At 65.2% G+C, this 22,485-nt stretch carries 21 protein-coding genes; 9 read left to right on the forward strand and 12 right to left on the reverse strand.

Going from position 1 to position 22,485, the window contains the following annotated elements; all coding sequences use genetic code 11:
* Positions 1-253 precede the first annotated feature (253 nt).
* Together FFS35_RS18220 and FFS35_RS18225 are read left to right on the forward strand one after the other, a co-directional pair.
* A complete protein-coding gene (locus FFS35_RS18220) occupies positions 254-1,051 on the forward strand; it encodes a response regulator (RefSeq protein WP_137788284.1) in 798 nt (265 codons plus the stop codon).
* 297 nt (positions 1,052-1,348) lie between these two features.
* A complete protein-coding gene (locus FFS35_RS18225) occupies positions 1,349-1,990 on the forward strand; it encodes a sigma-70 family RNA polymerase sigma factor (RefSeq protein ID WP_137788285.1) in 642 nt (213 codons plus the stop codon).
* 11 nt (positions 1,991-2,001) lie between these two features.
* Here FFS35_RS18225 and FFS35_RS20125 read toward each other — a convergent pair whose 3' ends face one another.
* Positions 2,002-2,160, reverse strand: coding sequence for a hypothetical protein (locus tag FFS35_RS20125; RefSeq protein ID WP_171007684.1), 159 nt, complete (start codon positions 2,158-2,160; stop codon positions 2,002-2,004).
* Positions 2,161-2,222: 62 nt separating this feature from the next.
* On the opposite strand from FFS35_RS20125, the gene FFS35_RS18230 reads away from it, so the two are divergent.
* The 3 genes from FFS35_RS18230 to FFS35_RS18240 all read left to right on the forward strand — a co-directional run bounded on the left by FFS35_RS18230 (position 2,223) and on the right by FFS35_RS18240 (position 6,257).
* Positions 2,223-4,937, forward strand: coding sequence for a bifunctional [glutamine synthetase] adenylyltransferase/[glutamine synthetase]-adenylyl-L-tyrosine phosphorylase (locus tag FFS35_RS18230; RefSeq protein ID WP_137788286.1), 2,715 nt, complete (start codon positions 2,223-2,225; stop codon positions 4,935-4,937).
* Positions 4,906-5,352 (forward strand): peroxiredoxin, encoded by a 447-nt coding sequence (locus FFS35_RS18235; protein ID WP_137788287.1) that lies wholly within the window; start codon positions 4,906-4,908, stop codon positions 5,350-5,352. Before FFS35_RS18230 ends, FFS35_RS18235 begins: the two co-directional genes overlap by 32 nt.
* A 146-nt stretch (positions 5,353-5,498) precedes the next feature.
* The gene (locus FFS35_RS18240; protein ID WP_137788288.1) at positions 5,499-6,257 is read left to right on the forward strand and encodes an NUDIX domain-containing protein; all 759 of its coding nucleotides are present in this window, start codon (positions 5,499-5,501) and stop codon (positions 6,255-6,257) included.
* A 13-nt stretch (positions 6,258-6,270) separates the two neighbouring features.
* Here the strand turns inward: FFS35_RS18240 and FFS35_RS18245 are convergent, their stop codons facing one another.
* The 5 genes from FFS35_RS18245 to FFS35_RS18265 form a co-directional block, all read right to left on the reverse strand.
* The gene (locus FFS35_RS18245; RefSeq protein WP_137788289.1) at positions 6,271-6,822 is read right to left on the reverse strand and encodes a hypothetical protein; all 552 of its coding nucleotides are present in this window, start codon (positions 6,820-6,822) and stop codon (positions 6,271-6,273) included.
* Between the two features lie 186 nt (positions 6,823-7,008).
* Positions 7,009-7,233: a hypothetical protein gene (locus FFS35_RS18250; protein ID WP_137788290.1), complete on the reverse strand. Its 225-nt coding sequence runs from the start codon at positions 7,231-7,233 to the stop codon at positions 7,009-7,011.
* 58 nt (positions 7,234-7,291) lie between these two features.
* The gene (gene mprF / locus FFS35_RS18255; RefSeq protein WP_137788291.1) at positions 7,292-9,850 is read right to left on the reverse strand and encodes a bifunctional lysylphosphatidylglycerol flippase/synthetase MprF; all 2,559 of its coding nucleotides are present in this window, start codon (positions 9,848-9,850) and stop codon (positions 7,292-7,294) included.
* Positions 9,850-10,257, reverse strand: coding sequence for a DUF2147 domain-containing protein (locus tag FFS35_RS18260; RefSeq protein WP_249341737.1), 408 nt, complete (start codon positions 10,255-10,257; stop codon positions 9,850-9,852). The genes mprF and FFS35_RS18260 overlap by 1 nt, the downstream gene beginning before the upstream one ends.
* Positions 10,257-11,066 carry a virulence factor gene (locus FFS35_RS18265; RefSeq protein WP_249341738.1) on the reverse strand — a complete coding sequence of 270 codons (810 nt, stop codon included), beginning with the start codon at positions 11,064-11,066 and terminating at the stop codon, positions 10,257-10,259. The genes FFS35_RS18260 and FFS35_RS18265 overlap by 1 nt, the downstream gene beginning before the upstream one ends.
* A gap of 108 nt (positions 11,067-11,174) precedes the next feature.
* Between FFS35_RS18265 and FFS35_RS18270 the strand changes: the two genes are divergently transcribed.
* The 3 genes from FFS35_RS18270 to FFS35_RS18280 are packed head-to-tail and all read left to right on the forward strand — an operon-like array spanning position 11,175 to position 16,902.
* A complete protein-coding gene (locus FFS35_RS18270; RefSeq protein WP_137788293.1) occupies positions 11,175-11,936 on the forward strand; it encodes a protein ImuA in 762 nt (253 codons plus the stop codon).
* Positions 11,851-13,614: a DUF6504 family protein gene (locus FFS35_RS18275; RefSeq protein WP_137788294.1), complete on the forward strand. Its 1,764-nt coding sequence runs from the start codon at positions 11,851-11,853 to the stop codon at positions 13,612-13,614. The genes FFS35_RS18270 and FFS35_RS18275 overlap by 86 nt, the downstream gene beginning before the upstream one ends.
* A gap of 6 nt (positions 13,615-13,620) precedes the next feature.
* Complete coding sequence (locus FFS35_RS18280) at positions 13,621-16,902, forward strand: error-prone DNA polymerase (protein WP_137788295.1); 3,282 nt, start codon at positions 13,621-13,623, stop codon at positions 16,900-16,902.
* A gap of 205 nt (positions 16,903-17,107) precedes the next feature.
* Here FFS35_RS18280 and FFS35_RS18285 read toward each other — a convergent pair whose 3' ends face one another.
* Together FFS35_RS18285 and FFS35_RS18290 are read right to left on the reverse strand one after the other, a co-directional pair.
* The gene (locus FFS35_RS18285) at positions 17,108-17,356 is read right to left on the reverse strand and encodes a hypothetical protein (RefSeq protein WP_137788296.1); all 249 of its coding nucleotides are present in this window, start codon (positions 17,354-17,356) and stop codon (positions 17,108-17,110) included.
* A 133-nt stretch (positions 17,357-17,489) separates the two neighbouring features.
* Positions 17,490-18,494 carry a fumarylacetoacetate hydrolase family protein gene (locus FFS35_RS18290; RefSeq protein WP_137788297.1) on the reverse strand — a complete coding sequence of 335 codons (1,005 nt, stop codon included), beginning with the start codon at positions 18,492-18,494 and terminating at the stop codon, positions 17,490-17,492.
* 172 nt (positions 18,495-18,666) lie between these two features.
* Here FFS35_RS18290 and FFS35_RS18295 point away from each other — a divergent pair, with 172 nt between their 5' ends.
* Positions 18,667-19,821 (forward strand): acyl-CoA dehydrogenase family protein, encoded by a 1,155-nt coding sequence (locus FFS35_RS18295; protein ID WP_137788298.1) that lies wholly within the window; start codon positions 18,667-18,669, stop codon positions 19,819-19,821.
* A gap of 458 nt (positions 19,822-20,279) precedes the next feature.
* Here FFS35_RS18295 and FFS35_RS18300 read toward each other — a convergent pair whose 3' ends face one another.
* The 4 genes from FFS35_RS18300 to FFS35_RS18315 form a co-directional block, all read right to left on the reverse strand.
* Entirely contained in the window at positions 20,280-20,708 is a 429-nt protein-coding gene (locus FFS35_RS18300; protein ID WP_171007685.1) for a biopolymer transporter ExbD, read from the reverse strand.
* A 25-nt stretch (positions 20,709-20,733) separates the two neighbouring features.
* Entirely contained in the window at positions 20,734-21,219 is a 486-nt protein-coding gene (locus FFS35_RS18305) for a biopolymer transporter ExbD (RefSeq protein ID WP_137788299.1), read from the reverse strand.
* A gap of 93 nt (positions 21,220-21,312) precedes the next feature.
* Positions 21,313-22,095 carry a MotA/TolQ/ExbB proton channel family protein gene (locus tag FFS35_RS18310; RefSeq protein ID WP_137788300.1) on the reverse strand — a complete coding sequence of 261 codons (783 nt, stop codon included), beginning with the start codon at positions 22,093-22,095 and terminating at the stop codon, positions 21,313-21,315.
* 54 nt (positions 22,096-22,149) lie between these two features.
* The coding region (locus FFS35_RS18315; RefSeq protein WP_137788301.1) for an energy transducer TonB at positions 22,150-22,485 on the reverse strand (336 nt) is incomplete at its 5' end.

Consider the following 22,485-nt stretch of genomic DNA (forward strand, 5'->3'; position numbering starts at 1 on the left):
TGCCCCCCGTAACCGTTCGTAGCACGGGCTATCTAAAAGACGCGGTCGCACAAAACCGCAAGGCCCGATGTTTGGTACATTCGGGTAGAGCCCATGAAACTAAAGACATGCTCGTTGGTTCCAGCCGAGGCAACAAAATCGTCCCGGCTGCGCGAAACCGCGCTGTTGATGATGCGTTTCCGCGTTAATGAGGTTTCGAATCTGCTGACTGCGGTGATTATCGCCGTGCCAATGTAGGGAGTTTTTATCGCCCATGTCGCTCGGACAACAACTCGCGCCGCACCTTCCGTTTCTTCGGCGCTATGGCCGTGCGCTTACCGGTAGCCAATCGCATGGCGACAAGTACGTTCGCGCGACACTGGAAGCGATCGTCGCAGCGCCTGAGGAGTTTCCTCGCGACGTTGACCCGCGTCTTGGGCTCTATCGGACCTTCCAGGCCATCTGGTCATCCGCGAATATCGATGAGCCAGCCGATCCCGGCGATTTGCACGACCAGGAGTTAGTCGCACGCGCGAGGCTGGCGCGAATGACCCCGTTGTCGCGACAGGCGCTATTGCTGACGGCGATGGAGGGCTTCACGCCGGAAGACGCGGCATATCTTATCGACGTGCCCGTCAGCGAAATCGAGGAACTGGTCGATGAAGCGATGTCGGAGATCGAAAAGCAGACGCGCGCGCGCGTTCTCATTATCGAGGATGAGCCGATCATCGCCATGGATGTAGAGACGATTGTCCGGGACCTCGGACACGAGGTGACTGGCGTGGCGGTGACGCGTGACGAAGCGGTCGCGCTTGCGATGGAAGACCGCCCGGGCCTGGTTCTTGCGGACATCCAGCTGGCGGACGACAGCTCGGGTATCGACGCGGTAAAGGATATTCTCGCGGAGTTTAGCGTACCCGTTATATTCATCACCGCGTTTCCGGAACGGTTGCTCACCGGGGAGCGCCCTGAGCCGACCTTCCTCATCACCAAGCCGTTCCAGCGGTCGACCGTAAAGGCAGCGATCAGCCAGGCGCTATTCTTTGATCAGGCGACGGTGCCGGCGGTCTAAGGTTGATACGGACCCAAAACGGTTTCTGTTCGTTTGACTTTTATGAGTGACGAACAGGAACCGATTCACCTTAACACTGAGGAAGCAAGGGCCGGGGCAACGCCGCATATGACGCGGTATATCCTCGGCTTTTCCCTCGTGCTCGTCGTGGTTATCCTCGCGATCGTGGTGATCGCGCGGTCCTAGCGTCGCCGAGTGCGTTTTCCGAAGCGGGTGGAAAAACGCATACCTTACCCATATCTCTTCTAAACCAGCCGGTAATGGATACCGGTCGTTCTTGGGAATGATCGCGACAGCATGACGCAACAGCCATCGTACAATGATGATGCGGGCGAAGAATCTCCAGTTGCGCACGTCCCGCTTCCAGATGGAGAGTTCAAGGCGGAGCTTGGGCGCGTCATCCCGCATCTGCGCGCCTTTGGACGATCCCTGTCCGGCAACCGCGATCTCGCCGACGATCTTGTCCAGGAAACCCTGCTCAAGGCTTGGGCGGCTCGCGCACGCTTTCAGGCAGGCACCAACATGCGCGCGTGGACGTTCATCATATTGCGTAATCTCTATCTCTCGCAGATGCGGCGTTCACGCTTCAAGGGGGAGTGGGACGATCTGGTTGCGGAGCGCCTGCTGGCTGCGCCGGCCGGGCAGGATAAGCATGTCGAACTGGCAGATATGCAACGCGCGTTGCTGCATTTGCCACAGCCGCAACGGGAGGCCCTGATTCTCGTTGGCGCTGGCGGCTTCGCTTACGAAGAAGCTGCAGAAATCTGCGGTGTTGCGGTAGGAACGATCAAAAGCCGCGTTGCGCGAGGCCGCGTCGCGCTCGAGGCGTTGATGAGCGGCACTGACATGTCACGCCGTACTGGCCATAAAAATGAAACCACTGGTTCCACTCTCGATGCTATCATGGATGAGGTCAACGAGCTGAGCCGAGATCGTTGAAATTCGCTGATTCACGAGAGTTTCGTCAGTTTTTCGATCAGTTCCTGCATTGCCTCGTCTGTGCGCGAGCAACGATAGGCTTGTCTAAGCGACGTGCCCAGGGCGTCGCTCCGCCTTGGTCGCCGCACCAGCTGAACGGTGCGGGTATCGTCGGTCTGAGGCGCGATCATTTGATCCATGAAAATTGAAACGATTGAACGACAATGAAGTTTCTCGCCAGCTAAACGGCGTTATGACTGATTCCACATCGCCCCACCCAGCATTTTCGCGCGATACCGGGCACGCCGCGATCGTCCGTGCGCTGGGAAATTCGCCTTTTCTGTCGCTGCTGCTGGATCGCGAGCATCAACTGGCGGCGCGGCTCAATTCAGGTGAACTGCCGCTGAGGGAAGCCAAATCGATCGGCGACGAACCTGCCGCGCGCGCATTGCGTCTCGCACGTCGGCGGTTGGCGCTGGTGGTTGCGATCGGGGATCTTTCCAATGCGCTCGATCTCACCGCCGTCACGCACGCGCTCTCCGATTTTGCCGACGCGGCGCTCGACCGCGCTATCCGCACCGCGATCGAGGAGCGAACGCCAGGCGCGGAACCGATCGGTTTTACCGCGATAGCGCTAGGGAAGCAGGGTAGCCGAGAGCTGAACTATTCCTCGGACATCGATCCGATCCTCCTCTTCGATCCTCAAACGCTGCCAACAAGGCCGCGCGAAGATCCCGGCGAGGCAGCCGTTCGGATCGGAAGGCGGGTAGTGGAATTACTCCAGGCGCTGGACGGAGACGGTTATGTCCTGCGTATCGACCTGCGACTGCGACCGTCGCCCGAAGTCACGCCGATCGTCATTCCGATCGAGGCAGCGATCTCCTATTACGAGTCGCAGGCGCTGCCGTGGGAGCGTGCCGCCTTCATCCGCGCCCGCGTCTGCGCAGGGGACATGACGCTGGGCGCACGTTTTCTCGACGCGATCCGGCCATTCGTTTGGCGGCGCAGCCTCGATTTCGGCGCGATTGGAGAGATCGTCGATATTACGCGCCGCATTCGCGATCATCATTCTCAGGGGCAAGCGTTCGGGCCGGGTTATGACCTGAAACGTGGTCGTGGCGGTATTCGCGAGGTAGAGTTTTTCGCCCAGATTCATCAGCTCATCCACGGCGGCCGCAATCCGGCGCTACGGCTCGGCGATACCCGTGCCGCGCTTGCGGCGCTGGCGGCGGCGGGCCTGATCGACACCGAAGACGCCCGCGCTCTGACAGACGCCTATGTCGCACTGCGCACAATCGAACACCGCGTCCAGATGATCGACGATCGCCAGACGCATCACCTGCCGCTGGGCGATGCGCTCGATCGTGTCGCACGGCTTGACGGACGATCGGATGGGGCAGCGCTGCTTGACTATCTCCGCCCCCATGTCGAGCACGTCGCGGCGGTGTTCGACAGGCTTGTCCCTCCCACCGGTTCCGCGCTCTCTCCAGATCACAAGCGGCTGGTTGAACAACTCGAAGCTTCCGGTTTCGCGGATGCCGAGGGCGCAGCTGCCAGGATCGGGCTGTGGCGCACGGGCCGCTATCCGGCGTTACGCAGTCCTGCCGCAAAGGTCGCGCTGGAGGCGGTGCTGCCCGGAATTGTCGCCGCCTTTGCCGACGCGCCGGTTCCGCAGGCTGCGCTGCAGCGCTTCGATTCACTGCTTGAGCGCATGCCGAGCGCAATCAACATCTTCCGTTTGCTGGAGGCGCGGCCCGCGCTTGCCAGCCTGCTCGCTGCCGTACTGAGCCACGCACCTACTCTTGCCGAGGAACTGGCGCGGCGACCCGCCCTGCTGGATGGGCTGATCGATGCCACTGCGCTGGAGCCGGTGGGCGATCTGGCCACACTGCTGTCGGAGATGGAAGCGGCGGAGCGCGGGGCCGATTACCAGGTGCGGCTCGATCATGTCCGCCGCATCGTGGGCGACAAAAGATTTGCGCTCGGCGTCCAGATCATCGCCGGTGCCGCCGATCCGCTCGAGGTTTCCGCCGGTTACGCCCGGGTCGCGGAGGCGGCGATCGAGGCGCTGACGACGGCGACGATCGACGAATTCACCCGCGCGCACGGCCCGGTGCCGGGCAGCGAGTTTGTCATTCTCGCACTTGGACGGCTGGGAGGCGGAGCGCTGACCCACGCGTCCGATCTCGATCTCATTTATCTATTCACGGGCGAATTCTCGGCAGAATCCGATGGACCGCGGCCGTTGGGCGCGACGCTATACTACAACAGGCTGGCCCAGCGTGTAACGGCGGCACTGTCGGTCGCAACGGCCGCCGGCCCGCTCTATTCGGTCGACACGCGCCTGCGGCCGTCCGGCGCCCAAGGCCCATTGGTGGTAAGCGTGGAATCGTTTGCGCGCTATCAACGCGAGGATGCATGGACGTGGGAGCATATGGCCCTCACCCGCGCCCGGCCGATATTTGGATCAGGCAATGCACGCGCGGCGGTTCAGGTCGAGATTGACGCAGTGCTCGCCGGCGCCCGCCGGAAGCGGGACGTGGCGGCCGACGCGGCGGAAATGCGATCGGAGATGGCGGCGCACAAGAACCCCGTCGGGCCACTCGACGCCAAGCTGCTGCCCGGCGGGCTTGTCGATCTGGAATTCACCGTTCACACGTTGCAGCTCGCGCATCGCATGGGCTTCGATCCGGGGCTTGCGCGCGCGATTGACCTGCTCGGACAGTTTCTGCCCGCCGGGATAGGTTCCGCCTATCAGCTGCTGACGCGTCTGCTCGTCACGCTGCGGCTGGTCGCCCCGGACGCACGGGAGCCAGATGCCGCCGCGACACGCGCACTGGTGGCGCGAGCGATCGGCGTTGACGACTGGGCAGCCGTGCTTGCCGGGCTTGATGCCGCGCGTCAGGAAGTGACCACCGCCTGGAAAGGAGTGATTGATGGAAACGATTCCCGCATTGACGGTGGTTGATGCCGCCGGCGCGCCAATAGAGCTGACCGCATGTCCGCGCCCGCTCGTCATCTATTTCTATCCCAAAGACGACACGAGCGGCTGTACGCGAGAGGCGCAGGATTTTACTGCGCTGGCCGCCGATTTCGCGAAAGAAGGCGTGGCACTGCTAGGCATCTCGAAGGACAGCCCGAAACAGCACGCGAAGTTCATTGCGAAATACGGCCTGACCGTGCCGCTGGCGAGCGACGAAGATGGCGCCGCATGCGAGGCTTTCGGGGTGTGGGTCGAAAAATCAATGTACGGCCGCAAGTATATGGGGATCGAACGGGCAACCTTTCTTTTTGGAGAGGACGGAAAGCTCGTGCGCGAATGGCGCAAAGTTAAGGTGCCGGGCCATGCGGCTGCGGTGCTGGCAGCAGTGCGGGAAAGTTGAGCCTTGGCACAGCCAGTGGCTGACGATCTCACTAGCCGCTGGACAAGCACGATCGATCATCCCGCATTGACCAATTCGTCACACAAGTGAAGATGCCATCGGAGCACCGATAACGATAGAGTGCCGATAGAAAGGCGACGGATGATATGAGCGATAGCGATCTGCCGCCCGCAATTCCCGCCGCCACCCTGGTGATATTCCGCGCCGGCGTCGCCGCGCCCGAACTGCTGATGGTGGAGCGCGCCAAGGCGATGGTTTTCGCTGGCGGGGCGATGGTTTTTCCAGGCGGCCGTGTGGACGCAGGCGACCATTTGTTGGGAGCGGGTTTGGGTGGCGGAGAGGAAACAGCAGCGCGCATCGCCGCGATCCGCGAAACGATCGAGGAGGCCGGGCTTCCCGTGGGGCTGAGAAGCGACCCGTCGGCAACCGCGCTCGATGCGATGCGCGCCGGCCTGCACGCCGGCAGATCGTTCGCGGAGGTGCTCGCCGAAGCGGGCGCTGAACTGGATCTTGACCTGCTGGTGCCGTGGGCACGCTGGCTGCCCGCACATGCGCACATGCGCCGCTTCGACACCCGCTTCTATCTCGCCGAATTACCTGCCGACGCCCCCCGCGCCACCGTGGACGAGACAGAGAATGTCCGCCTCGTATGGGCGACCGCGCAATCGGTGCTCGACGACGCGGATGCGGGCAAACTCGCGATCATCTTTCCGACGCGGCGCAATCTGGAGCGGCTGGCGCAGTTCGACAGCTTCGCGGAAGCTGCCGATCACGCGCGGGCGACCCCTGTACGCATCATCACTCCCTGGGCAGAGGAGCGTGGCGGCGAACAACATCTTTGCATTCCCGACGACGCCGGATATCCGGTCACGTCCGAGCCGATCGACGGCGCGATGCGCGGGTAGCGCGCGCCGTCGCTCAATGCGGCAGCGCGCCCTCTTCCACCTTTTCGACCCAGTGCGGAAAGAAGCTCGGCTGACGCGATGACCAGCCCGAAGCCGTCGCCGCCGCCTCGCTGATCGACTGGAGCAGCTTGCGCCGCAATTCCGGGTGGAGATGCGGAAGCGCGGCGGCGGCGCAAAAAGCGCCGGGCAGCCACGGCCGCACGCTCGCGCCGATCAACCGCTCATACAGGAATCGATAGGCGGAGAAGGTCGGTAACCGCCCTTGCCCGAGATCGAAGGCGCTGACGGTGACGAGCGGCGCAAGAAACACCTCCACGCGATCCAGCCCGCTGTCGTCGGGCACGAGCGCACGGATGTCGGACAACCGATCATAATGGCGGGCCTGCGCACGAATGCTCGCAGCCTCGACAACATCGCGCGACCAGCGCGCCATCGCGTCGTCGCGATCCAGCCCGATATCGAGGCTGCGCCGGACATAGCGTTGGGTTGCGGCGGCGAACCCCGCGAATTCCTTCATTTCGGCCAGCGCCATCGCGCCTTCCGCCGGCTTCATCCTGGCACTCATCGACTCACCCCGCCTCGTACCAATTGGGCCGGATCATCATGCGCCAGGATGGTTAACACCGCCCTTAACGCCGTGATGCCCGGCGTTCATCAGTGAATCATGGAGCTTGCCGCGCCGCAACAATGGTTGCGACGAGTGGAGCGTGATTGTTATCAATGAGGCTAAGGTGCGCCTTTTGCGCAACAATCAGGCGTCCTGCTGGCGCTCGGCTTCCTCGCTATAGCCCGATGAGGGCGCCGGATCCTTGCCTTTTCCCGGTTGCGTGAGCCCCGGCGGATCCGAAGCATCCATCGATTCATCCAGCGCGCTGTCGAGCTTCGCCTCCTTGTCGGAGGGGTCTTTCTTCAGGCGCCGACGGATCGAATCGTCCTGCCCGGCATCCTGATTGGGGTGCTGATTTTCCGGCGGCATCGCGCTCTCCTTATGTGTGGAAAGATAACGCGGACCGCCGCGCCGCGTTCCTGCCGTGTCAACTGTTCACCGCACCGACCAGCGCCACCAGCGCGCGCAGGCGCGGCAGCCCCCCGGGCGTGGCAATGTAGCGCGGCTCCCATTGCGGCTGGAACTTCTCCTTGAACGCGCGCAGCCCGGTGAAACGATACAGCCGCTCGCCGCGCTCGAACAGCGTGCGCCCGATCTTCGCCCAGATCGGCGCGAGGCGGTCCTCCGGCATGCCGGACAACGGCGCGAGACCGAGGTTGAACGTCTCGTGCCCCTGCTCCCGCCCCCATTGGAACAGCCGCACGAACATCATGTCCATCGTCCCCGCGGGCGCATCGGGGAGATGGCGCATCAGATCGACCGACATCTCCCCGCCAGAGCCATTGATCCAGATATTCGCGAAGGCGAGCAGGCGCCCCTCCTGTCGCACTACCGCGATCGGGAACCGTGCGAGATAATCGGGATCAAACGGCCCGAGGCTGAAGCGCTTCTCGTCCCCGCCCCGATCCTCCAGCCACGCATCGGAAACCGCGCGCAGCTCCGGAATGATCGCCGTCACCCCGGCCGGTGGGATGACGGCGAAGGTCAGCCCGTCGCGATCCGCCCGGCGCAGCGCGGCGCGGAAATCCTTCGCCTGTGGCCCTTCAAGCGAGAAATCGGCGAGATCGACATGCGCCTCCTCGCCATATTTCATCACCTCAAGCCCCATGTCGATCATCAGCGGGAGCATCTCACTGCTGATCTGGTAGAAGCATAACCGCCCGTGCGCGGCATCACAGGCGTGACGGATCGCCCAGACGAGTTCGCCCCACGCCGCCTCCGGCCCCACCGGATCGCCCATCACCATCCAGGTGCGCCCGCGCAGGCGATACATCAGGAAAGCATCCCCGGCGGCGGAGATGACGAAGCTTTTGTCTCCGGTGAAGGCGAGATTGCCGTCGGTGCGCGCATTATGCGCGAGCGCCACCCGCGCTACGCTGTCCGGCAGATCGGCGCTGGATGCCGGTCGGGCGTTGCGGCCGACGAGCAGGTGCCAGATCGCGATCGCCGCCATCAATACGCCCGCCGCGAAGGTGGCACGCAGGAAGCGCGGCGCATTGCCGTGCAGCGCGAACTTCCACCACAGATCGTCGCTGTATGGCACGCGCTTGTACGCGAAGAAGCCGGCCCAGGCGCTCAGCGCCAGCGCCGCCGCCGCCCCCGCCAGCCAGCGCCCGTCGAGCGGCTCGGTGGCGATTCCGCCGCGCCGGTAAAAGGCCGGGCGCGCATATTGCAGCACCACCAGCACCACGAACTGCAACGCCGCCTCTTCGTAATCCAGCCCCTTGAGCAGCGAGAAGACGATCCCCGCCACCAGCAGGATGCGCGCCAGCACGAAGCCGCTGCGCAGCCGCGCGTTGAGCGCGGGGGCGACGAGCAGCATCAGCGTGCCCACCAGGCTGCCCGCGAGATGCGATCCCTCGATGAACGGCAACGGCAGCATCTCGTCGAGATCGGTCAGTCGCTCGTGCGCACCGGGCAGCGCGCCGGAAACCAGCAGGATGAAGCCCGCGACGAACACCAGCAGCGTGATGGCATTGGGCGCGAGCGCCCTCCCCACCCGGTCGAGCATCGAAAGCCCCGCGCCGATCGGCCGCCGCAGCGCGCTCGCCTCGCGCAGCACCAGCACGATCGCGGCCAGCAGCAGCGGCAGCAGGTAATAGACCAGCCGGTAGAGCAGCAGGCCGGCAAACACGGCCGGCTTGTCCGCCGGCAGCGTCGCGAGAACCACCGCCTCGAACACGCCCAGCCCGCCCGGTACATGCGCGAACACCGCCACGACGATCGCCAGCACATAGGCGACGAAGAAGGCGGGGTAGGCGTCCGGCGACAGCCCCGGCACCAGCACGAACAGCACCGCCGACGCCAGCATCAGATCGGCGATCGATATGCCCACCAGCGCGAAGAGCGCGCGCAAACCGGGTAGCGGCAGGTCGAAGCCTGCCACGCCGATTCGCCGGATGCCGCCCGCGCGCAGGATCGGCAGCACCGCCGCCCCCAGCAGCAGCGCCAGTCCAAAGCCATGCGCTGCCTCCGCCGCCAGCGTCCAGCGCCCGAGATGCAGCGGCGAATCCTGTATCAGCAGCGCCACGCCCGCCGTCGCCGCCACGCCGTTCCAGAAGGCGAGCGTGCCGATCGCGCCAACCTTCACCGCCTCGGCGAGCGAAAGCCCCGCCTGACCATAGATGCGGTAGCGCGCGGAATTCCCCGTCAGCAGCGACAGACCGAGGTTATAGCTGATCGCATTGCCGAGGAACGACGCGGTCGCGCCGATATGCCACGGCTGCGGTCGCCCGATCACGCGCAATGCAATCCAGTCGTGCAGCGTAAGCAGCGTGTAACTCATCGCCGTCAGCGCTACCGCCAGTGCGATCCGGTCCGCCGCCACCGTCCCCAGCGTCGCGCGCACGTCGCGCAGATGTACTTCGGCCAGCACGAGCCGCAGCGCGACGAAGCCCAGCGATCCCACGCATGCCACGGCCGCCGGCAACAGCCAGCGGCGATGTCTTGCAAAAAATGCGGGAAACCCGAACCCTCGACGTTTCATCAGCGCAGCCGATGCCACTCCTGCGAGCGGCAGAAATATTGCCGCAGGAGGCAACTCGATATCCGCAGGCGATCAGGCGCGACAAGGCTGATGCGCGAGGGAAAGCTGCGTTTCATGTCAGGCGCGAACAGCCGCCCGGACCATGAGCCGTTGCCGCTCGGATGATAATCGCGCAGCAATTGCGTGCCCACCAGATGCGCAAGCCCGGCCGCACGCGCGTTCGCCTGGGCTCGATCATTGGCCCAGACGATCGTCCCGCATATGCCGTTCGCGCATGCGGCGGTGCGCACCGCGAGCGTGCCGCGCGGATTGCTCCATATCCCGAACGGCACGACCGTGCCGGCCGCAAGGCCCGGCAACGCGAATGCCGCGCCCAGCACGGCAGCCGCAGCGATCTTCCAGCGCATCATCCCCTGCCCTTCGATTCCCGCACCGGCATTGCTGTCACGCGGGTGATCGCTTCCATTACATTGTGCACGATCGCATCGGTATCGAAATCTAGGAAATGTCCGCCGGGCATGGCGATGTTCGTCACATTCGGCTGGCGTGCGCCGGCACAGGCGCTGTCGGTTTCCTCCACGCCATGGATGCAGGTGAGCGGCGCCCAGGTGATCGCGCGAATGCCATGCAGCGCATCGCTGTCCGGCGTGCCGAGGTAGGTGATATTGCTGGGATCGCTGCGAAAGAACACCTGCCGCCCCGGCACGACCAACACCACCGCCGCAACGTGCCGGCGCAGATCGGCGGGCAGCGCGGGGAGCGCGGCGGCGAGCACGTCGGCGCCGAACGAGCGGCCGATCAGTACCAGTCGCCGCGTATGCGGCTCGGCCAGCGCGGTGCGGATCGCACCGGCGATGATAGCCTCGGTTTCGGCCGTGCTTCGCCGTACCCGGAAGGCGACCGGCGTGTTGAAACCGATCACGGGAATCCCGCGCGCCGCCAGCCGATCCGTCATCGTCTCGCCCGGGCCGAAGCGCAGGCCCATGTCGCCGGAAAGATACAGCGCCGCGACATCGCCTCTCGTCGGACCGTGCGCCGGGGTGCGTTCATAGGGATCGAGATCGAAATAGCTGCCCCGCCACAAGGCACCGCCGATCATCAGCACGATCACGCCAATCGCGATCGCGAGCCAGCGCAACCAGCGGCCAGGGCGCGTTAGCGCGTGGATGTGCCGTCTCCCGTGCATGATCGTCCCGTAGCAATGTTGATCCCGCACGGCAGTTTCAATGACATGACGAAATTGTCACTTCCACAAGTTGCGATTGACTCGCCGGTTTTGTGAGAACAAATTAGGAACATTGTTCTCCTTGCGAGTCGTGTTTCCGTGCCCAGCCCTGCCGTCATTGCCCAACTTCGCGAGACGCTGCGCACGATCGAGGGCGACGGGCACCGCCGGCGTGAGGTGATGCCGTTCGGAATCGAGGCGCTGGATGCGCGGCTTGCGGCCGGCGGCCTGCGGCTCGATGCGCTGCACGAGATTGCGCCGGCCACCCCCAGCCTGGCCGACGATGCCTGCGCCACGTTGCTCATGGCCGGCATCGCCGCGCGGGCATGGGGGCCGATCCTGTGGGTGGTGCACCGCCGCGATCTGTTCGCGCCTGGCCTCTATCAGGCGGGGCTCTCGCCGGAACGCGTGATCTACGCCGAGGCGCGCGACGATGCCGAGCTGCTGGCGCTGATGGAGGAAGGCATCCGCCACCGCGGCCTGGGCGCGGTGCTGGGCGAAGCCAAGCGTGCCGCCATGGGCTCCACCCGCCGCCTGCAACTCGCCGCCGAGGGCGGGCGCACGATCGCGCTGCTGATGAAGCGACATGCGCGGGAGGGCGGAGATCCGCTCGCGGTGCCATCCGCCGCGATCACGCGCTGGCGCGTCGCCGCCGCCCCGTCCGCACCGCTTCCCACCAGGGGGTTGGCGGGCGGTATCGGCCGCGCGCGCTGGCACCTTTCGCTCGCCCGCCAGCGCGGCGGCGATCCATTCGATCTGATCGTGGAGGCCGTGGATGAAACGGGTCGCCTCGCTCTACCTGCCGCACTGGTCGATCGACCGCGTCGTCAGGTCGGAGCGGCGCACGCCACCGCCGCCTGACGCGCTGGGGCCTGCACCAATCCATGCGCCGCGTCCGGCCGATCGCATCACCGGCTGGCGACCCGGCGCGCGCTGGGCGAAGGGCGGGCGCGGCGTCGTACCGGCCTTTTCGCCTGGCGGCACGCCGCTCGTCACCGCCCACAAGATCGGCAGTCGCGTCCAGATCGCCGCTGTCTCTCCGGCGGCCGCCGCGCTGGGCATCGCGCCCGGCATGGCGCTGACGCAGGCGCGGGCGTCCGTGCCGGGGCTGGACGTGCGCGATGCCGATCCCGTCGGCGACCGCGCCGATCTGGAGCGCCTCGCATTTGCCCTTGCCCGCCGCTGGACGCCGATCGTGGCGATTGCCGATCCCGATAGCCTGTTCCTCGACATCACCGGCGTCTCCCATCTCCACGGTGGCGAGACGCGAATGGCGGGGCGCATCGTTCGAATGCTGGCCCGGATCGGCATCGCCGCCCGCATCGCGGTGGCCGACACCAGTGGCGCAGCCTGGGCGCTGGCGCATTACGGAAAGGCATCAGGCGCGCATTCTGCGCCCCACTCACCCACCTCGAAAGACCGCATGGATGGTGAAAGGGGCATTATCGTCGTCTCTCCCGCCGCCCATCGTGCCGCCCTTTCTCCCCTCCCGGTCGCCGCGCTGCGGCTCGATGACGAGGCGCTGGAACTGCTCGACCGGCTCGGTATCGAGCGTATCGACGAGTTGCTGGCGCTGCCGCGCGCCCCGCTGGTGCGCAGGTTCGGCGCCGCGATCACGCGACGGCTGGATGAGGCAACCGGGCTAGCCGCCGAACCGCTCACCCCGATCATGCCGCAGCAGCCGATCAGCGTGGAGCGCCGCTTCGCCGAGCCGATCGCCACCGCCGAGGCGATCGATCACTGGCTGGGCGGCCTGACCGGCGAGCTTGCGACCGCGCTCGCCCGCGAGGGGCTGGGCGCGCGCGCGCTGCTATTTGTCGCGGAGCGCCTCGATCATCAGGCGCAGGTGCTGCGCATCGGCTTCGCCCGCGCGACCCGCGATGCGGCGCATATCCGCCGCCTGATCGCACGCCGGATCGAGGAGATCGAACCCGGCTACGGCATTGAGACGCTCGCGCTCCACATCCGCCGCGCCGAGCCGCTCGGCCCCCAGACGCTGGGCGCAGCGCTGGCGGAGAAGCAGACCCCGGACCTCGCGCCGCTGGTGGATGCGCTCGCCAACCGCATCGGCCATGCGCGGCTGTGGCGGCAGCGCCCGGTGGAAAGCGATGTGCCCGAGCGCGCCGTCGCCGCCACGCCGCCGCTGGATCCGCCCGCCGGAGACCCCACGCGGCTGAAGCTCGACGATGTGCGCCGGCTCGACGAGCGGCCGCCCGATCACCCGTGGCACCCGCGCTGGCCCCGGCCCGTACGGCTGCTGCATCGCCCCGAGCTGCTCGATCACGTCCTTGCCGAACTGCCCGATCAGCCGCCGCGCCGTTTCACCTGGCGTGGCGAGCGGCATCAGGTGGTGCGCGGGGACGGGCCGGAACGGATCACCGGCGAATGGTGGCGGCGCGGCGCGGAACGGGATGCCGTGCGCGATTATTTCCGGGTGGAGGATGAAGCGGGCCGCCGCTTCTGGCTGTTCCGACGCGGCGATGGCGTGCGCCCCGAGACGGGGGATCTCGGCTGGTTTATCCACGGCACGTTCGGGTGATGCAGGATGAGCTACAGCGAGCTTCAGGTCACCACGCATTATTCCTTCCTGCGCGGCGCCTCGTCCTGCGAGGAGCTGTTCGCCGCCGCCGCGATGCTGGGAATGCCGGCGTTGGGGATCGTCGATCGCAATTCGGTCGCCGGCGCGGTGCGCGCGCTGCGCGCGAGCGAGCGGATGCGCGAGGATATCGGCGTCACCGTCCGCCCCATCGCCGGCTGCAGGCTCGATCTGGTCAGCGGTGATGCGGTGCTGGTGTGGCCCGAGGATCGCGCCGCCTGGAGCCGGCTGACCAGCCTGCTCAGCATCGGCAAGGCGCGCGCGGACGCCCAGCGCGGCGAAAAGGGCAAATGCTTCCTGCACTGGGACGATCTCGCCCCTTATGCCGAGGGGCTGGTGGCCGCGCTGGTCGCCGACCGCATCCCGGAGCCGCGCGCGCTGCGCTGGATGGCCGATGTGTTTGGTGCGGGCGGGCGCGGCCATGTCTGCCTCACCCATCATCGCCGGCCGGGTGACGTGCTGCGCCTTCATGAAACCGTGCTGGCGGCTGAGGCGCACGGGTTGATCCCGCTCGCGACCGGGGACGTGCTCTATCATCACCCGTCGCGGCGGATGTTGCAGGATGTCGTCACCGCGATCCGCATGAAAACGACGATCGACGATCTCGGTTTCCACCGCGAGCGCAACGCCGATCGCCATCTCCAGTCACCGGCGGAGATGGCGCGCCGCTTCCGCGATCATCCGCATGCGCTGGCGGCGGTGGAGGCAGTGGTTGAGCGCTGCGCCTTTTCGCTGCGCGACCTTACCTATGAATATCCCGACGAGATCGTCATTCCGGGCAAGAACGCGCAGGAAGCGCTGGCGACACTTGCGCTCAACGGGCTGAAGCAGAAATTTGCCGGAAACCCATCGCAGGCGCATCGCGACATGCTTGAACATGAGCTGCGGCTCGTCGCGAAGATGGATTACGCGCCCTATTTCCTGACGGTGAATTCGATCGTCCAATATGCGCGCAGCCAGCAGATCGCCTGTCAGGGGCGCGGCAGCGCCGCTAATTCGGTGATCTGTTTCGCGCTGCACATCACGTCGATCGATCCGGTGAAGCACAAGCTGCTGTTCGAGCGCTTCATCTCCGAGGAGCGTCACGAGCCGCCCGATATCGATGTCGATTTCGAACACGAACGGCGCGAGGAGGTGATCCAGTGGATCTACGAACATTACGGCCGCGACCATGCCGCGCTGACCGCCGTTGTCTCCCGCTTCCGCTCGCGCGGCGCGATCCGCGAAGTGGGCAAGGTGCTGGGTCTCCCGGAAGACATGACCGCAGCGCTCTCCAGCCAGATCTGGGGCTGGTCTAATGATGGCGTGCCGGACAGCCATGTGGCGGCGCTCAACCTCGACGCCAGCGAGCCGCGCCTGGCGCTCGCGCTGGAATTGTCGCGCGAACTGATCGGCACGCCGCGTCACCTGTCGCAACATCCCGGCGGCTTCGTGCTGACCCGCGCGCCGCTGCGCGAACTTGTGCCCATCGAGCCGGCGGCAATGGCCGATCGCCATGTGATCGAGTGGGAGAAGGAGGATATCGAATCGATCGGTTTCATGAAGGTCGATATCCTCGGGCTGGGGATGCTGGGCTGCATGCGCCGCGCCTTCGATCTGCTGGCCGCGCACAAGGATACGCGCCTCACCCTCTCCAGCCCGCCGATGCAGGAGGATGATCCGGCAACTTTCGACATGATCTGCCGCGCCGATACGCTGGGGGTGTTCCAGATCGAGAGCCGCGCGCAGATGTCGATGTTGCCGCGCATGAAGCCGCGGAAGTTCTACGATATCGCGATCCAGGTCGCGATCGTGCGGCCCGGGCCGATCCAGGGCGGCATGGTCCACCCCTATCTGAAGCGGCGGACCGGGGTTGAAGCCGTCACCTATCCCAATGATGCGTTGAAAGAGGTGCTTGAAAAGACGCTGGGCGTTCCCCTGTTTCAGGAACAGGCGATGCAGGTGGCGATCGCAGGCGCGGGTTTCACCGCCGGCGAAGCGGACAGGCTGCGCCGCGCGATGGCGACGTTCAAGTCAACCGGCGGCGTCGGCAGGTTCCGCGATCCGCTCATCAATGGCATGCTGGAGCGCGGCATCACGCTGGAATTCGCCGAGCGGCTGGTGAAGCAGATCGAAGGCTTCGGCAGCTATGGCTTTCCCGAAAGCCACGCGGCGAGCTTCGCCAAGATCGCCTACGCCTCGTCCTGGATGAAATGCCATCATCCTGATGTGTTCTGCGCGGCCTTGCTCAATGCGCAGCCGATGGGCTTTTACGCGCCGGCGCAGATCGTACGCGACGCGCGCGCGCATGGCATCGAGGTGCGGCCGGTCTGCGTGGTCGAGAGCGAATGGGACACGGCGGTGATCGGCACGACCGGCCCCGGTGCGACGGATTACCTGCCGCTCCGGCTGGGGCTGCGCATCGTCGCGGGGCTGTCGGCGGAACATGCGGGCAGGATACTCACCGCGCGCGAGGATGGGCGCTTCGGCTCGATCGAGGATGTGTGGCGGCGTTCGGGCGTGCCGCTCGCCGCGCTGGAGCGCCTCGCCAAGGCCGATGCTTTCGCCGGCATGGGGCTGGACCGGCGACAAGCCTTGTGGGCGATCCGCGGGCTGGGTGAAAAGCCGCTCCCTCTGCTCGCCGCGCTGGAGACGCGCGAGACGCCGGTGCATCTGAAGGCGCTCACCGCGGGGCGCGAAGTGGTGGAGGATTATCGCGCGACGCAGCTTTCGCTCCGGCCGCACCCGCTTTCCTTCCTGCGTGGTGAGCTGAAGCGGCGCGGGATCGTGCCATGCGCCGATCTTCCGCATATTCGCGACGGGCGCATGGTGGAGGTCGCCGGACTGATCCTCGTGCGCCAGCGTCCGGGAAGCGCGAAGGGCGTGCTGTTCCTGACGATCGAGGACGAAAGCGGCATCGCCAACGGCATCCTGTGGCCCGATCGGTTCGAGGCGCAGCGGCGCATCGTCATGACGTCTGCGATGGTGTCGATCCGTGGCCGCGTGCAGAAAGAGGGGATCGTCATCCATGTGGTGACCGAACAGGTTACGAACCTCACGCATCTGCTGCGTCAGGTGGGAGACATAGACCTGCCCAAGCTCACCGCGCGCGGCACGGGAGGGCACGGTGGCCCCGATCGTGGGGAAAAGGAAAAGGACGAGCGCCAATGGCGTCCCCGCACACGCTCAGACTATCATTTCCGCGATCGGGCGCAGGACGTGATCCCGATCCGCAGCCATGATTTTCACTAGCGCGGCTTCGGATGCGCGCGATCAACCTTCGGTGCGGGCTTCGCGACGGTTCCGGGGAGAGCGCGGCGAGCCGAACCAGCCAGAACGCGGCGCCAGACCGCCGGCTTATCCAGGCCCGTCGGGATAATGGCATTTGCGTCGTCGGGCGAACCCGCCGCAATGGCCGGAAGATTGCCCCGGCGATGATGCCGGGGCCGTCATATCCTCAATGTTTCGCCTTGTGCGGCCGGTGGTGCTTCATATGGTGCCCGCGCTTCGCATGATGCCAGCGCTTCGCGTGATGCTTCTTCATCGCATGATGTCGGGCATGGCGCACATGACCCATCGAACGTGCGCCCTGTACGCAATTGTCATGCATCGAGGCGGTGCAGGGCGGGTAATCCGCGGCTGACGCGGTTACCGCCGTCGTCAACATCCCCAATGCAAGCGCTCCGAGAAGGACGATCTTTTTCATGATCTCTCACCTCCGTCTTATTTTCTATCGTCCGCGCCAACGAACGGATTGCCGGCGCAGGCCACAACTTTGGGCTCACCAGCCGTAAAATCCAGCGAATTCGTACCGCCAGGCCACCAGCCGACATGGATCATCAGCCGCCCACTGTCTGCTCAATCACGCCGAAGATCGGATGGTGGCGCTCGTCCTCAGCCCATATGCGGATAGTGTCGCCAGTCTTCAGGAACGGCGTGACCGGCTTCCCGGACCGGATCGTCTCCACCGTGCGCACCTCGGCGAGACAGCAATAGCCGACGCCGCCATCGCCGATCGGGCGACCCGGCCCCCCATCGGCATCGCGGTTCGACACGGTGCCGGAGCCGACGATCGTGCCCGATCCCAGCGCCCGTGTCTTGGCGGCATGGGCGATGAGCGTGCCAAAATCGAACGTCATGTCCTCGCCCGCGTCCACGCGACCGAACGGCGCGCCGTTCAGGTCCACCATCAGCTTGCGGTGCAGCTTGCCGTCGCGCCACCAGTCACCCAGCGCATCCGGCGTGACGAACACCGGCGAAAAGGCAGATGCCGGCTTCGACTGGAAAAAGCCGAAGCCCTTCGCCAGCTCGCCCGGGATCAGATTACGGAGCGACACGTCGTTGGTGAGGCCCACCAGCCGCACCGCCGCCAGCGCCTCTTCCCGCGTTGCGCCGAGCGGCACGTCGCCGGTGACGACCACGACTTCCGCCTCCAGATCGCAGCCCCACGCCTCGTCTCTCAGCGGAATGGGATCGCGCGGGCCGATGAAGCCATCCGAGCCACCCTGATACATCAGCGGATCGTGCCAGAAGCTTTCCGGCATCTCCGCGCCCCGGGCCTGCCGCACGAGCGCGACATGGTTCACATAGGCCGATCCGTCCGCCCATTGATAAGCCCGCGGCAGCGGCGAGGCGGCATCATGCTCGTGGAAGCGCGCGCGCGGTATCGTCTCGTGGTCAAGGTCCGTGGCGAGCAGTTCCAGTGATGGCGCGATCCGCTCCCAATCGTCCAGCGCCGCCTGCAACGTGAGGCAAATGTGGCTCGCGTCGGCATACCACGCGAGATCGTTCGAAACGACGACGAGCTTTCCGTCGCGACCGTGCTTCAGGCTGGCTAGTTTCATTTGTTACGATCTCCTTCGCCGGCTCCTTGCCGCGTCTTCACGGCGGAGTCGAGAGGTTGGGCCGCCGCGCACCGCCGCGCAAGCCATCGCAACGCGCCATAACAAAAGTTACTTGACCCCCTGCCCCACGCTGGCGACAAAGTGCCAAGCAGTTTTTGGAAGAGGATCCGTCATGTCGCTCGATACCGTCGCCGGCCGTTTCGCCTACAATGAGGATCACGAGGCGTTCCGCCAGACGGTTCGCAGTTTCCTCGCCAAGGAGGGCGTGCCGCACTCAGATCAGTGGGAGAAGGACCGGCTGGTGCCGAAATCCTTCTGGCAGCAGGCCGGCGGGATCGGGATGCTCTGCCCCACCGTGCCGGAGGCCTACGGCGGCCTTGGCCTCGATTTCGGCTATAACGCGATCGTTGACGAGGAAATGGCCTATTCCGGCGTCCCGGCCGGCTTCTCGCTCCAGTCCGATATCGTGGCCGGCTACATGGAGACCTATGGTTCGGAGGAGCAGAAAAAGGAATGGCTGCCCAAGATGGTGTCCGGCGATGTTATCACCGCGATCGCGATGACGGAGCCGGGCACGGGCAGCGATCTCCAGTCCATCCGCACCACCGCGCGCAAGGATGGCAATCATTATGTGATCAACGGATCGAAAACCTATATCACCAACGGGCAGAACACCGACCTGACGCTCGTCGTAGCCAAGACCGATCCCGATGCCCAACCGGCGTGGAAGGGCATGTCGATCATCCTGGTCGAAAGCGATCGCGAGGGCTTTCAGAAGGGTCGCAAGCTCGACAAGATCGGTCAGGACGCCGCCGACACCTCCGAACTGTTCTTCGAGGATGTGCGCGTCCCGATCACCAACTGCCTCGGCGAGGAAGGCAAGGGCTTCGTCTATCTGATGAGCCAGTTGCCGCAGGAGCGGCTGTCGATTGCGGTGTCCTGTCAGGCGTCCGCGCAGAAAGCTTTCGATGATACCGTCGCCTTCACCAAGGATCGCAAGGCGTTCAAGGGCACGATCTTCGATTTCCAGAACACCCGCTTCGTGCTGGCCGATCTGAAGGCCAAGCTGCAGATCGGCTGGGCGCATCTGGACTGGGCAATCGCCCGCCACCTGAACGGCGAACTGACCAACGAGGAAGGTGCTGCCGCCAAGCTGTGGCACACCGATCTGCAATGGGAAGTGATGGACAAGTGCCTACAGCTTCATGGCGGCGCCGGATACATGAACGAATATCCCATCGCTCGGATGTGGCGCGGCGCGCGCGTCAGCCGGATCTATGGCGGCACGAACGAAATCATGAAAGAAGTGATTTCCCGCAAACTCTAAGGCGGAATGGCGCCCGCGCGCTAGGTAACGCGCGGGCAATTTCCTGAAACGGTCATCCGTGCCCGCCCGGAACAACCTTGCGTTGCGCAGGGCGCTGCTCGATCGTCGGACCAATATTGCTGCGCGCCACAGCGGCGCTACCGGACATTGGATCGGCAACAGGGTGCCAGACGGCGGCAGCGTCGTGGCGTGGATTCATGCGATTGCCTGGGATATCGCGCCCGATGTGAGGCGATAGTGATCGACGCCGGGCGCTCACGATCGGGCGACGAGCGCTGAGCCTTATCCGGGCGGGGCAGCAATTCTCGCAAACCGTTCCGCGCCGGCGATGGTCCGCGCCGGCGATGGTCTCATGACACCGTTGCCTACAGGACGCGGGTCAGCACGGTTCGCACGAAAAAGGGCGACCCGGATGGGGCCGCCCTCTCACAACACACCGTGACTAAAAGAATCAGTCTTTAGAAGTCGCGATAATATTGCTCGTTCCCGATGAAACCGAGCTTGGTCACCTTCGAGCGCTTGATCACTGCCAGCGTCCGATCGACCACCTCATAACGCGCTTGCGGATCGGGCTGAAAGTGCAGCTCGGGTTCCGGCGTCATGCCAGCAGCGACGTCCAGATACTGGCGCAGCGTGACCGCATCCACAGGCGTACCGTTCCAGGTGACGGTACCATCGACCGCGATCGCGACCTTGTTCTTGTCCGGCTCGACCGGCGGCGGGGTGGGGTTGGACTGATTCTGAGGCAGATCAACCTTAACCGCGTGGGTCTGGATCGGGATGGTGATGATGAACATGATGAGGAGCACGAGCATGACGTCGATCAACGGCGTCGTGTTCATTTCCATCATCGGCTCGCCGTCGTCGCGGCCGCCACTCATTGCCATGTCGTGTTACTCCTGACCGCTTGGCTTACAGCCGCTCTGGGTTTTCACCCGGCGGCGGCTCCGAAATGAAGCCAACCTTGGCGAAGCCGGCCATCTGCATGTTGAAGATCGCACCGCCGATGCAGCGCCACGGCGTATTCACGTCGCCGCGGATATGCGCCTCGGGCAGTTCCAGGCCCGGGGCGTTGACGCCGCCCTGACGGGCGATCTCCGCCTTGAGCTTAGCCACCGCACGGTCGAGCAGTTCCTGGTGGGTCACCGGGGACAGGCCCCAATAGACCTTGCAGGTGCCGCTCGAGTCGCTCGTGATCGAGAGCGATACGTTCTCTGGCTTGGTCGTGGTCGGGTCGAAACGCACATCGGGGAGCTTGAGCTTCACCGACTGGATCACGACTGGAACCGCGATAAGGAAGATGATGAGGAGCACCAGCATGACGTCCACCAGCGGGGTCGTGTTGATGTCCGACATCGGGGTTTCGGCGGCGGAATCGCCGCCAACGCTCATCGCCATGTGTCAGGCTTTCCTACTCATTCGGCCCTTGGGTGAACCCCGCGGGCTGGTAAGCGAGGCTGCGACAGGCGCAGCCCCGCCTCCCTATCCATCTTACGCGCGGGTCTGACCGGCGGTCGTGGTCGCAGCGGCGGGCTTTGCCGGCGCAGGCTTCGGCGCACCGGCCAGCGACGGACGAACCGCGCCGCCCGAGGCGAGATAGCCGAGCACGTCGTTCGAGAAGGCCGAGAGGTCTTCCGCGATCGACTTGTTGCGACGCTGCAGCCAGTTGTATGCGAGCACCGCCGGCACGGCGACGACGAGGCCGAGCGCGGTCATGATGAGCGCCTCACCGACCGGGCCGGCGACCGCGTCGATCGACGCCTGACCGGCCGCACCGATCTTGATGAGCGCGCGATAGATGCCGATAACCGTGCCGAACAGGCCGATGAACGGCGCGGTTGCGCCGACGGTCGCCAGGAACGCGAGGCCGGTGCCCAGCTTCGAGTTGATCGCCGCTTCCGACCGCGCGAGCGAACCGTGCAGCCAGTCATGCGCCTCGACCGGATCGGTCAGCTTCTGATGCTGTTCCTGCGCGGCAAGGCCATCGTCGACGATCTGCTTGTAGGCCGAGTTCTTCTCGAGCTTGGCCGAGCCTTCGCGCAGCGAGTTCGAGTTCCAGAAGCCCTGGCGAACGCGCTTGGCCTGGTTGATGATCTTCTGCTGCTCGAACAGCTTCGAGAACAGGATGTAGAACGAGACGATCGACATCAGCACGAGGATGCCGAACACGGTCTGCGAGATCAGGCCGCCCTCGCGGAGCGCGGGGATCAGGCCGTACGGGTTGTCGCCCTTGGCGGCCGGCGCCGCTGCCGCGGCAAGAATGGTGGTGATCATGTGTTGCTAGTCCCTTGAAAAACGAATGGCGTCAGAAGGTGGAGTGGAAGCGGGTCATTCCGGAATGACCCACTTCACCGGCAGTGACGTCTTGGACGCGATCGGCTGACCGTTCTCATCCTTGGCCGGCGTGTAGCGGACGCGGCTCTTGGCGATCCTGCACGTCGCCTGATCGAGCGCGGCGCTACCGCTCGACGCGGTGACCTCGCACTCAGCCACGCGTCCATCTGTACCGATGGTAAGCGCCGCAACGACACGACCCTGCTCACCAGCACGCAATGCCGACGGCGGATAGTTGTCAGAGCCGAAATACTGCCCCGGATTGCCCTTCGCGACAGCAGCCTGCGATACCCGCGGCGGGGCCGGCGGGGGTGCAGGTGGGGCCGGAAC

It is taken from the genome of Sphingomonas sp. 3P27F8 (assembly GCF_005502745.1).
GTDB lineage: Bacteria > Pseudomonadota > Alphaproteobacteria > Sphingomonadales > Sphingomonadaceae > Sphingomonas.